General features: G+C 70.8%; 9 protein-coding genes. 3 read left to right on the top strand and 6 right to left on the bottom strand.

Going from position 1 to position 10,917, the window contains the following annotated elements; genetic code table 11:
- Nucleotides 1–375 precede the first annotated feature (375 nt).
- From ACFZDK_RS30670 to iolC, 6 genes are all read right to left on the bottom strand, one after another.
- Nucleotides 376–1,773, bottom strand: coding sequence for an amino acid permease (locus tag ACFZDK_RS30670; protein WP_390977165.1), 1,398 nt, complete (start codon nucleotides 1,771–1,773; stop codon nucleotides 376–378).
- 329 nt (nucleotides 1,774–2,102) lie between these two features.
- Nucleotides 2,103–3,605: a CoA-acylating methylmalonate-semialdehyde dehydrogenase gene (gene mmsA / locus ACFZDK_RS30665; protein WP_390977164.1), complete on the bottom strand. Its 1,503-nt coding sequence runs from the start codon at nucleotides 3,603–3,605 to the stop codon at nucleotides 2,103–2,105.
- Between the two features lie 14 nt (nucleotides 3,606–3,619).
- Nucleotides 3,620–5,497 (bottom strand): 3D-(3,5/4)-trihydroxycyclohexane-1,2-dione acylhydrolase (decyclizing), encoded by a 1,878-nt coding sequence (gene iolD, locus ACFZDK_RS30660; protein ID WP_390977163.1) that lies wholly within the window; start codon nucleotides 5,495–5,497, stop codon nucleotides 3,620–3,622.
- Nucleotides 5,494–6,309 carry a 5-deoxy-glucuronate isomerase gene (gene iolB, locus ACFZDK_RS30655; RefSeq protein WP_390977162.1) on the bottom strand — a complete coding sequence of 272 codons (816 nt, stop codon included), beginning with the start codon at nucleotides 6,307–6,309 and terminating at the stop codon, nucleotides 5,494–5,496. The genes iolD and iolB overlap by 4 nt, the downstream gene beginning before the upstream one ends.
- A 7-nt stretch (nucleotides 6,310–6,316) precedes the next feature.
- Nucleotides 6,317–7,261, bottom strand: a complete 945-nt coding sequence (locus ACFZDK_RS30650) for a deoxyribose-phosphate aldolase (RefSeq protein ID WP_390977161.1) — start codon at nucleotides 7,259–7,261, stop codon at nucleotides 6,317–6,319.
- Entirely contained in the window at nucleotides 7,258–8,208 is a 951-nt protein-coding gene (gene iolC / locus ACFZDK_RS30645; protein WP_390977160.1) for a 5-dehydro-2-deoxygluconokinase, read from the bottom strand. The genes ACFZDK_RS30650 and iolC overlap by 4 nt, the downstream gene beginning before the upstream one ends.
- Nucleotides 8,209–8,332: 124 nt before the next feature.
- Here iolC and ACFZDK_RS30640 point away from each other — a divergent pair, with 124 nt between their 5' ends.
- From ACFZDK_RS30640 to ACFZDK_RS30630, 3 genes are all read left to right on the top strand, one after another.
- Nucleotides 8,333–9,259, top strand: a complete 927-nt coding sequence (locus ACFZDK_RS30640; RefSeq protein ID WP_390977159.1) for a TIM barrel protein — start codon at nucleotides 8,333–8,335, stop codon at nucleotides 9,257–9,259.
- 238 nt (nucleotides 9,260–9,497) lie between these two features.
- Nucleotides 9,498–10,370: a helix-turn-helix domain-containing protein gene (locus ACFZDK_RS30635; RefSeq protein ID WP_390977313.1), complete on the top strand. Its 873-nt coding sequence runs from the start codon at nucleotides 9,498–9,500 to the stop codon at nucleotides 10,368–10,370.
- A 339-nt stretch (nucleotides 10,371–10,709) separates the two neighbouring features.
- Nucleotides 10,710–10,910: a MerR family transcriptional regulator gene (locus ACFZDK_RS30630; protein WP_390977158.1), complete on the top strand. Its 201-nt coding sequence runs from the start codon at nucleotides 10,710–10,712 to the stop codon at nucleotides 10,908–10,910.
- The last annotated feature ends 7 nt before the right edge of the window (nucleotides 10,911–10,917 follow it).

Below are 10,917 nucleotides of genomic sequence, written 5' to 3'. Positions count from 1 at the left end.
GGATTACGGCGGCGCCGGACCCGACGGTGGGTCCCCGCCGGCCCGGTGGGGGCTGAGCGCGCAGTTCCCCGCGCCCCCGGGGGTTGGCTGCTCTCGCCGGCCCATACAACCCGCTGCCGCTCCACCGAGCACCGCCGCCCCACCCCGATCCCGCCGCAACGGCGATCAGCCACGACGGCGGATTACGGCGGCGCCGGACCCGACGGTGGGTCCCCGCCGGCCCGGTGGGGGCTGAGCGCGCAGTTCCCCGCGCCCCCGGGGGTTGGCTGCTCTCGTCGGCCCATACAACCCACCGCCGCCCCACCGAGCACCGCCACAACGGCGATCAGCCACGACGGCGGATTACGGCGGCGCCGGACCGGACGGTGGGTCCGCTCAAGCCTGGGCGTCCTCCGGGATGGAGACCACCCAGTGGGTGTCCTTGCGGGGGCGGAGGTAGAAGGCCCAGTAGAGGGTGGCCACCGCTGTGATGCCGCCGGTCCAGAGAAGGTAGGTCGTCTCCTGCTGGGTGAGGATGTAGGCGAGGACCGCGATGAGGAGGATCGGCATCGCCGGCCAGAGCGGCATCCGCCAGGCGGGGGTGTGCTTGTGGTGGCCCCGGCGGGAGAGCAGGGCCGCTACGGCGACCAGGAGGTACATGCCCGTCACCGAGACGCCCGTCACGCCGTACAGGGTGTCCAGGTTGACGAAGCAGAGCAGGGCGCCGGGGACGCCGACCGCGAGGGTGGCGACCCAGGGGGAGCCGAAGCGGCCCAGGCGGGAGAGGGCGCTGTTGACCGGGGCCGGCCAGGCCTTGTCGCGGGCCGAGGCGAACAGCACGCGGGAGTTCTGGATGACCATGACGATGCCCGCGTTGATGATCGCGAGGGCCACGCAGAGGCTGACGAAGGTGCCGACCGCGGAGTTGGACCAGGCGGTGACCATGGCGCTGATGTCGCCGCCGGTGAGGGCCTTGAGGTCGGTGGCGCCCATGGTGATCGCGACCACCGGCACCAGGATGATCACCGTGGAGATCGCGAGGGTGGCGAGGACCGTGCGGGCGACGTTGCGGCGCGGGTTCTCCAGTTCCTCGGAGAGGTAGACCGCCGTGGAGAAGCCCTGGGTGACGAAGAGGGCGATGGCCAGGCCGGAGACGACGAGCATGGCGGTGACCGTGGTGGTGTGGCCCCCCGTGTCCGCCACCTGCATGGAGGTCAGGCTGCCGACCCCGCGGTGGCTGTGGGAGAAGCCCAGCACGGCCACCACACCCGCCGCGATGACCTCCAGGACCAGGAAGATGCCGGTGATCCAGGCGTTCGCCCGCAGGTCGAGCAGGCCCGCGAGGGTGGCGAGGAGCATCACGCCGGCGCCGGTCATGGCCGGGTCCAGGTGGACGATCGGGGACAGGTAGTCGGCCGTGCCCATCGCGATCACCGGGGGCACGATCATCACGACCAGGAGCGAGAGGACGAAGACCAGCCAGCCGGCGAGGCGGCCCGCCATCGTCGAGACCATGGCGTACTCGCCGCCCGCGCTGGGGATGAGCGTGCCCAGCTCCGAGTAGCAGAAGGCCACGGCGATACAGAGGAGGGAGCCGATGGCGATCGTGAGGGCGGTGGCGGTCCCGAGGGAGCCGAAGAGGTCGGGGACGACCACGAAGAGCGTGGAGGCCGGTGTGACGCAGGAGAGGGTGAGGAGGGTGCCGCCTACCACTCCGATGGAGCGCTTGAGCGTCTTGGGGCTGTCGGACGCCTCTGCGACGGCGTTCTCGACAGGGCGGAGCGTGTCGGTCATGCGGCGGTTCCGATCGACTCGTGCGGATGCCTCCGGCGGTTGGGCCGTGCTGCATGGAACCCCGACGAAAACCGTGGCGTCAATGGCCGTTTACCTTCGGATTCCGCACCCTTAAAGCGATGGACCTCACATCACTTTCGTAGGGTCGAGTGCCTCAGCGAGGCAATCATCAAGACCCTGCTTCACATGACCTTGCTTTCGAAGGTCATGAACGCAAAGAACTTAAGTCACCCGTTTCATCCCATCGAAACGGGAACCGCAGCTCGGCTGACAAAAAAGTTGAGGCCGTCCGGTATCCGGACGGCCTCAACGGGGTCAAGCGGTCACTCTCAGTGGTTGCGGGGGAAGCCCAGGTCGACGCCCGCGGGGGCCTCGGACGGGTCGGGCCAGCGGGTGGTGACGACCTTGCCGCGGGTGTAGAAGTGCGTGCCGTCGTTGCCGTAGATGTGGTGGTCGCCGAAGAGCGAGTCCTTCCAGCCACCGAAGGAGTGGTAGCCGACGGGGACCGGGATCGGGACGTTCACGCCGACCATGCCGGCCTCGATCTCCAGCTGGAAGCGGCGGGCCGCGCCGCCGTCCCGCGTGAAGATCGCGGTGCCGTTGCCGAACGGCGAGGCGTTGATCAGCGCCACACCCTCCTCGTACGACTCCACACGCAGGACGCACAGGACCGGGCCGAAGATCTCGTCCTGGTAGGCCTTGGCGCTGGTGGGCACCTTGTCGAGGAGCGAGATGCCGATCCAGTGGCCGTCCTCGAAGCCCTCCACCGTGTAGCCGGTGCCGTCCAGGACGACCTCGCAGCCCTCGGCCGCGGCGCCGGAGACGTAGGAGGCGACCTTGTCGCGGTGCACGGCCGTGATCAGCGGGCCCATCTCGGAGGCCGGGTCGTTGCCGGGACCGATCTTGATCTTCTCGGCGCGCTCGCGGATCTTCTCCACCAGCTCGTCACCGATCGACCCGACGGCGACCACGGCCGAGATGGCCATGCAGCGCTCGCCCGCCGAGCCGTAGGCCGCGGAGACCGCCGCGTCGGCCGCCGCGTCCAGGTCCGCGTCCGGCAGCACCAGCATGTGGTTCTTCGCGCCGCCCAGCGCCTGCACCCGCTTGTGGTTGGCGGAGGCGGTGGTGTGGATGTAGCGGGCGATCGGCGTCGAGCCGACGAAGGAGACCGCCTTGACGTCCGGGTGCTCCAGGAGCCGGTCCACGGCCACCTTGTCACCGTGCACGACGTTGAAGACACCGTCCGGCAGCCCGGCCTCGGCCAGCAGCTCGGCGATCTTGACCGACGCGGACGGGTCCTTCTCCGACGGCTTGAGGACGAAGGTGTTGCCGGTCGCGATGGCGATCGGGAACATCCACATCGGGACCATCGCCGGGAAGTTGAACGGCGTGATACCCGCGACCACGCCCAGCGGCTGGCGGATCGAGGAGACGTCGACGCGGCTGGCGACCTGCGTCGACAGCTCGCCCTTCAGCTGCACGTTGATACCGCACGCCAGGTCCACGATCTCCAGACCGCGCGCGACCTCGCCCAGAGCGTCGCTGTGCACCTTGCCGTGCTCGGCGGTGATCAGCTCCGCGATCGCGTCCCGGTTCGCGTCCAGCAGGGCACGGAAACGGAACAGGATCTCCGTACGCTTGGCCAGCGAGGACTGGCCCCAGGACAGGTACGCGTCCTTGGCGGTGGCGACCGCGGCGTCGACCTCGTCGACCGACGCGAACGCGACCTTCGTGGTGACCGCGCCGGTGGCCGGGTCGGTGACCGGCCCGAAGTTGCCCGACGTGCCTTCGACGGACTTGCCGCCGATCCAGTGGTTGACGATCTTCGTCATGACCGGTTACTCCTTCACAGATGGCGGCGTCGGGTGGAGACGTGCCGTTCGTAGAGCTCACGTGCCTTGACCGCGGAGGATCGGGTCGCGGTCTCGGCCACAGGTACATCCCACCAGGCCTGCGCGGGAGGCGGGCCCGACACAGTGTCGGCCGTTTCCGTCTCCACATAGACACATGTGGGAGTGTCGGCGGCCCGCGCCTCGGCGAGCGCCGTGCGCAGGTCGCGGACGGTCTTCGCGCGCAGGACGCGCATGCCGAGGCTGGCCGCGTTGGCGGCCAGGTCGACGGGCAGCGGGGCACCCGTGAAGGTGCCGTCGTCCGAGGGGAAGCGGTACGCGGTGCCGAACCGCTCGCCGCCCACCGACTCGGAGAGGCCGCCGATGGAGGCGTAGCCGTGGTTCTGCACCAGCAGCACCTTGATGGCTATGCCCTCCTGCACGGCGGTGACGATCTCGGTCGGCATCATCAGATACGTGCCGTCGCCGACCAGCGCCCACACGTTCCGCTCCGGCGCCGCGAGTTTCACCCCGATGGCGGCCGGTATCTCGTAGCCCATGCACGAGTAGCCGTACTCCAGGTGGTACTGGTCGTGCGAGCGCGCCCGCCACATCCGGTGCAGGTCGCCGGGGAGCGAGCCGGCCGCGTTGATCAGCACGTCCGTCTCGTCGACCAGCGCGTCGAGGGCGCCGAGGACCTGCGGCTGGGTCGGCCGGACATCGGGCTCGTCGGCCTCGTAGCAGGCGTCGACGCGCTGCTCCCAGCGCTCCTTGTCCTCGGTGTACTCGGTGACGTACGAGTCGGCGACCCGGTGCTCGTGCATGACCAGTGCCTCGGTCAGTTCCGCGAGGGCACCGCGGGCGTCGGCGACCAGGGGCAGGCCGGCGAGCTTGTGGCCGTCGTAAGGGGCGATGTTGAGGTTGACGAAGCGGACGTCCGGGTTCTCGAAGAGGGTGCCGGAGGCCGTGGTGAAGTCGGTGTAGCGGGTGCCGACGCCGATCACCAGGTCGGCGGTGCGGGCGAGCTCGTCGGCGGTGGCGGTGCCGGTGTGGCCTACGCCGCCGACGTCCTGCGGGTGGTCCCAGCACAGGGAACCCTTGCCCGCCTGGGTGGAGGCGACCGGGATGCGGGTGGCCTCGGCGAACTCGGCGAGGACGGCCTCGGCGCGGCTGTGGCGGACCCCGCCGCCGGCGATGACGAGGGGCCTGCGGGCATTCCTGATCGCCCGTGCGGCGGCGGCGAGTTCGACGGGGTCGGCGCCGGGCCGTCGTACGGTCCACACCCGCTCGGCGAAGAACTCCTCCGGCCAGTCGTACGCCTCGGCCTGCACGTCCTGCGGGAGGGCGAGGGTGACGGCGCCGGTCTCGACGGGGTCGGTGAGCACCCGCATGGCGGCCAGGGCGGAGGGGATCAGCTGCTCGGGGCGGTTGATGCGGTCGAAGAACCTCGACACCGGGCGCAGGCAGTCGTTGACGGACACGTCGGCCGCGTACGGGACTTCGAGCTGCTGGAGGACCGGGTCGGCGGGGCGGGTGGCGAAGACGTCGCCGGGCAGGAGCAGGACCGGGAGGTGGTTGATCGTGGCGAGGGCGGCGCCGGTGACGAGGTTGGTGGCGCCGGGGCCGATGGAGGTGGTGACCGCGTGCGTGGCGAGCCGGTTCGATTGACGCGCGTAGCCCACGGCCGCGTGCACCATGGCCTGTTCGTTACGGCCCTGGTGGTAGGGCATCTCGTCCGCGTACTCGACGAGTGCCTGGCCGAGGCCGGCCACGTTGCCGTGGCCGAAGATGCCCCAGGTGGCGCCGATCAGGCGGCGGCGCTCGCCGTCCCGCTCGGTGAACTGGACGGCGAGGAAGCGGACAAGCGCTTGCGCGACGGTCGACCGAATCGTCATCGGTAACCCTCCGTATGGTCCGGGTGGAAGCAGATCCGCCACTCCCGCGTCGCTCCCGGACCCGCCATGACGTTCAGGTAGTACATGTCGTGCCCGGGCTGCGCGATCGACGGGCCGTGCCATCCGTCGGGAACGAGCACGGCGTCGCCGGAGCGGACCTCGGCGAGGACGTCCGTACCGCCCTCACGGGAGGGGAATACGCGCTGGTACCCGATACCGTTCGGTCCGTCGATCTCGAAGTAGTAGATCTCCTCCAGCTCCGACTCCTCGCCGGGCCGGTGCTCGTCGTGCTTGTGCGGCGGGTACGAGGACCAGTTGCCGCCGGGGGTGATGACTTCCACGGCGATGAGCTTGTCGCAGTCGAAGGAGTCCGCGGAGGCGAAGTTGCGCACCTGGCGGGCGCTGGTGCCGCTGCCGCGGTCTTCGACGGGGACCTCCGGCGCGGGGCCGTAGCGGGCGGGGAGTTGTCGCTCGCACTTCGCTCCTGCCAGGGCGAAGCGGCCTCCCGCGCCGGAGGCGATCTGGACCTGGGCGTCCCGGGGCACGTACACGAAGTCCGAGACTCCGCTGAACACGCTCTCCCGGCCCAGGATCTGGAACTCGTTTCCCTCTGTTTGCACCGTACAACCGCCCTGCAGCGGAAGCACGATCCACTCACTGTCCCCGGTGGTGAACAAGTGGGTACCACCAGGCGGCAGTTCGACGATCCGGAGGCTGCTGTGCGCCCAACCGGCCCGCTTGGGGTCGATGTCGAGCACGTACTGGGCGTTCGCGGTCGAACCCTTGCTCAGGTGCAGCTCGTTCGTCGTCATCAGGGCCTCACAGCAGTCCGACGGCGGTGTCCACGGCGGCGGCCACGTCGCCGTCCGCCGGGTACAGCAGCGAGCGGCCGACCACCAGGCCGCGCACGGTGGGGAGTTGCAGGGCGCTGCGCCACTTCTCGTAGGCACCGTCCTGATCGTCCCCGACCTCCCCGCCCAGAAGAACGGCGGGCAGCGTCGACGTCTCCATGACCTGGGCCATGTCGTCGGGGTTGTCCGTCACCGGGACCTTGAGCCAGGTGTAGGCGGAACTCCCGCCCAGGCCCGAGGCGATGGCGATGGACCGGGTGACCGCCTCCCGGGACAGGTCGTTCCTGACCTTGCCCTCCGGGGTGCGGCGGCTGATGAACGGCTCCACGAAGACCGGCAGCCGGCGTGCGGCCATGTCGTCGATCGCGCGGGCCGTGGACTCCAGGGTGGTCAGGGACCCCGGGTCGTCGTAGTCGATGCGGAGGAGCAGCTTGCCGGCGTCGAACCCGAGGCGCTGGATGTCCTCGGCGCGGTGGCCGGTGAACCGGTCGTCGAGCTCGAAGCGGGCGCCCTGCAGGCCGCCGCGGTTCATCGAGCCCATGACGACCTTGCCGTCGAGGACGCCGAGCAGCAGCAGGTCGTCCAGGATGTCGGCGGTGGCGAGGACGCCGTCGACGCCTGGCCGGGACAGGGCCAGGCACAGCCGCTCCAGCAGCTCCGCCCGGTTGGCCATGGCGAGCTTGTCGCCGCCGACGCCGAGGGCGCCGCGAGCCGGGTGGTCGGCGGCGACGATCATCAGCTTGCCGTCCTCGTTGAGGAGCGGACGGCGGCTTCTTCGGGCGGCCGCCTCGGCGATGGCCTCGGGGTGGTGGGTGCGGGTGTGGACGAGGGCGGCGATGTCCACGGTCGTCTCCTTGGCGGGGGCGGGGGCTCCGCCGTCGTGGTGCGCGCCCGCGACGCGGCCGGCCCTCACAGCACCGCTCCGGCGGCGAGCGCGGCGTCGATCTCGTCCGGGGTCGGCATCGCGGAGGAGCACTCCAGGCGGGAGGCGACGATGGCACCGGCCGCGTTGGCGTGCCGCATGATCTTCTCCAGGTCCCAGCCTTCGAGGAGGCCGTGGCAGAGGGAGCCGCCGAAGGCGTCTCCGGCGCCGAGTCCGTTGAGGACGGTGACGGGGAGCGGCGGGACCTCGGCGGAGTCGCCGGCCCGGTTGACGGCGAGGACGCCCTTGGGGCCCTGCTTCACGACCGCGATCTCGACGCCCGCGTCCAGCAGTGCCTGGGCGGCGGCCTGCGGCTCGCGCACGCCGGTGGCGACCTCGACCTCGTCGAGATTGCCGACGGCGACGGTGGTGTGCTTGAGCGCCTCGACGTAGAAGGGGCGGGCCGCTTCCGGGTCCTTCCAGAACATCGGCCGCCAGTCCAGGTCGAAGACCGTGGTGCCGGCCTTGGCACGGTGGGCGAGGGCCGCGAGGGTCGCCGTACGGCTGGGCTCCTCGCTCAGGCCGGTGCCGGTGATCCAGAAGATCCGGGCGTCCCGGACGGCGTCGAGGTCCAGCTCGTGGGCGTCGATCTCCAGGTCCGGGGCCTTGGGCTGCCGGTAGAAGTACAGCGGGAAGTCGTCCGGCGGGAAGATCTCGCAGAACGTCACCGGGGTGTTCAGGCCGGGCACGGAGGTGACCCAGCGGTCGTCGACCCCGAAGCCCTGGAGGGCCTCGTGCAGGTAGGCGCCGAAGGCGTCCTCCCCGGTGCGGGTGATGACGGCGGTGCTCCGGCCGAGGCGGGCCGCGGCCACGGCCACGTTCGTCGCCGAACCGCCGAGGAACTTGCCGAAGGACGACACCTGGGCGAGCGGGACACCCGTCTGGAGCGGATACAGGTCCACTCCGATCCGCCCCATGGTGATCAGGTCGTACGCCATCGGCTTCCCTTCGTCACGGCTCTCCCCCGGTTTGTAGCCCCGCACCCCGAGCCCTGTCAATGTTTTGTCCAGACATTCGGACCACCCTTGACAGGGCTTTCTTCCGAGCCGCACGCTGGCGGCCATGACTACGTTGTCACCGCGGTCCCCGCAATCCTCGCTGTCCCGTATCCGGATTGGTTCCGCGCCCGACTCCTGGGGCGTCTGGTTCCCCGACGACCCTGCTCAGGTGCCGTGGCAGCGCTTTCTGGACGAGGTCGCCGACTCCGGCTACGAGTGGATCGAGCTGGGTCCGTACGGCTACCTCCCGACCGATCCCGCGGTGCTCGTCGAGGAGACGGCACGGCGCGGCCTGAAGGTGTCCGCCGGCACGGTCTTCACCGGGCTGCACCACGGCGAGGCGGTGTGGGACAAGACGTGGGCGCACGTCGCCGACAACGCGGTGCTCGCCCAGGCGATGGGCGCCGAGCACCTGGTCGTCATCCCGTCCTTCTGGCGGGACGACAAGACCGGTGAGGTCCTGGAGTCCTCCGAGCTGACCGCCGACCAGTGGCGGAACCTCACCTCGCTGACCGAGCGGCTCGGCCGGGAGGTGCGCGAGCGGTACGGGCTGAAGATCGTCGTGCACCCGCACGCCGACACCCACATCGACAGCGAGGAGAACGTCGTCCGGTTCCTGGACGGGACGGACTCCGACGACGTGTCGCTGTGCCTGGACACCGGGCACTACGCGTACTGCGGCGGGGACAGCGTGAAGCTCATCGAGACCTACGGGGAGCGGATCGGGTACCTGCACCTCAAGCAGGTGGACCCGGCCGTGCTGGCCGACGTCCGGGCGAAGGGGACGCCGTTCGGGCCGGCCGTCGCCCAGGGCGTGATGTGCGAACCCCCCAAGGGCGTGCCGGAGCTGGCTCCCGTGCTGACCGCCGCGCAGAAGCTGGGCGTGGAGCTGTTCGCGATCGTGGAGCAGGACATGTACCCGTGCGAGCCGGACACGCCGGGGCCGATCGCCCGGCGGACTCGGGCGTTCCTGAGGTCCTGCGGGGCGTAGGGACGCCCTGGTGGGTGGCAGGACCTGTGCTTCGCGCGTGCGGGTTGTGTGTGGCTGGTCGCGCCCACGCGGCGGAGCCGCAAATCAATACAGCGCCGCGCCCCTAGGGGGTTGCGGTGGGCCCTCGTAGCATGGGGCCGTGGCTTCGGGAAGCCTGCAGGTTCGTAAGGGGCAAGGGGCCGGTGGGAGCTGGGAGTTCGCCACCGCCCTGCCCCATCCCCGGCTCAGGCCCGGGGTGATGAGTTATCGCGGGATCCGGCTCGCGCTCGCCGGGCCGCGGCGGCGGCTGGAGACCCCGATCGGCGCGGTCACCCTGCTGCTGGGCTTCGACGCCCCGATACGGATCTCCCGCGCCGGCCGCCCGCCCGCGGACCTCGTCTCCCTCTACAACGGGCTGACGACCACTCCCGCCCTCGGCGAGCACAGCGGGCGGTTCGCGGGGGTCGAGGTGCTGCTGGCGCCCTGGGCCGCGTTCGCGCTCTTCGGCACTCCTCAGTACGAGTTGACGAACCGGTCGGTGGATCCGGACGAGTTGCCGCACCTGCTCGGTCGCGGGGTGGGTGAACTCGCCGCCGCACTGGGCTCGTTGCCCGGGTGGGCGGAGCGGTTCGGGCTGGTCGACGACGTGCTGTCGCGCCGGATACGGGCGGGCGGCGTCGCCTCGGAACGGGTGGCCCGCGCCTGGTCGGCGCTGCGGCGCAGCGGGGGCGCGATGCCGGTACCCCGGCTCGCCGACGAAGTCGGCTGGAGCGTACGGCAGTTGGAGAACCGTTTCCGGGAGCAGATCGGGCTCGGGCCGAAGGCGGCAGGTCGGGTGCTCCGGTTGCAGCGGGCGCGGCGGATGCTGGCGCAGGGGCGGAGCCAGGCCGAGACGGCGGCCCTCTGCGGTTTCTACGACCAGGCCCATCTCAGCGGCGAGTTCAAGGCCATGACCGGCTACGCGCCCGGGGAGTTCATGGCGGCCCGGGCCGCCTCGGCCGCGTCGCCGGCGACGGCCGACCGGGTGTCGGGGGCGGCGACGAGTCTCGTGCTGGGAGCGAACGGCCGGAGTGCGGTTTTCTCCAAGACCGGCCGGGGCGGGGTTGTGCAGGCTGATCGCACGGCCGTTTGACGGGGGAAGCAGGCGGGCCGGACCTGGCGCAGCGGGTCCGGCCCGTCCCCGCGTCCCCCGGTGTCCCTGGTACCCCGGTGCCCCGGGTGTTCGCCGTGTCAACGTGCCTCGCCGATGAACCGGCGTGCGCCTTTGCCCCGGCTGTGTCACAAACACCCTTCTTGTGTCACACATGTCGCGCCTACGCGGGTTCTCGGTCACACCCGGCACACAGCCGCTTGCCCACGGTCACGCTCCGTCGTTCACCGGGCACAGGCTTTGTGATCGCCAGCGCAGCGCCCGGCTCCCCCGACGACCGCCCCCGGTCGCCGCCGCGACGCGCGCAGGGAGGTGCCTCTCATGACCGACCGAAGGCTCTGGTCCTACAAGGACATCGCGGCACACATCCGGGTCCAGCCCGACACCGTCCGCTCCTACCGCAAGCACGGACTGCTCCCCCCGCCCGACCATGTCGAGGGCGGCAAGCCCTACTGGTACGCCGACACCGTCCGTGCCTGGGTGGCCTCCCGGCCCGGCAACCGAGGCCACAGAGAGGCCTGAGGGGGCG

The organism is Streptomyces sp. NPDC007901, from assembly GCF_042959465.1.
In the GTDB taxonomy this organism is placed as follows: Bacteria; Actinomycetota; Actinomycetes; order Streptomycetales; family Streptomycetaceae; genus Streptomyces.
Note: the sequence above shows the minus strand (reverse complement) of the source record. Positions and strands in the feature narration are given on the sequence as shown.

Coding starts and splice junctions, on each gene's coding strand:
- ACFZDK_RS30630 (WP_390977158.1), top strand. CDS start 10,710: ATGACCGACCGAAGGCTCTGGTCCTACAAGGACATCGCGGCACACATC.
- iolD (WP_390977163.1), bottom strand. CDS start 5,497: ATGACGATTCGGTCGACCGTCGCGCAAGCGCTTGTCCGCTTCCTCGCC.
- ACFZDK_RS30635 (WP_390977313.1), top strand. CDS start 9,498: ATGAGTTATCGCGGGATCCGGCTCGCGCTCGCCGGGCCGCGGCGGCGG.
- mmsA (WP_390977164.1), bottom strand. CDS start 3,605: ATGACGAAGATCGTCAACCACTGGATCGGCGGCAAGTCCGTCGAAGGC.
- iolB (WP_390977162.1), bottom strand. CDS start 6,309: ATGACGACGAACGAGCTGCACCTGAGCAAGGGTTCGACCGCGAACGCC.
- ACFZDK_RS30670 (WP_390977165.1), bottom strand. CDS start 1,773: ATGACCGACACGCTCCGCCCTGTCGAGAACGCCGTCGCAGAGGCGTCC.
- ACFZDK_RS30640 (WP_390977159.1), top strand. CDS start 8,333: ATGACTACGTTGTCACCGCGGTCCCCGCAATCCTCGCTGTCCCGTATC.
- iolC (WP_390977160.1), bottom strand. CDS start 8,208: ATGGCGTACGACCTGATCACCATGGGGCGGATCGGAGTGGACCTGTAT.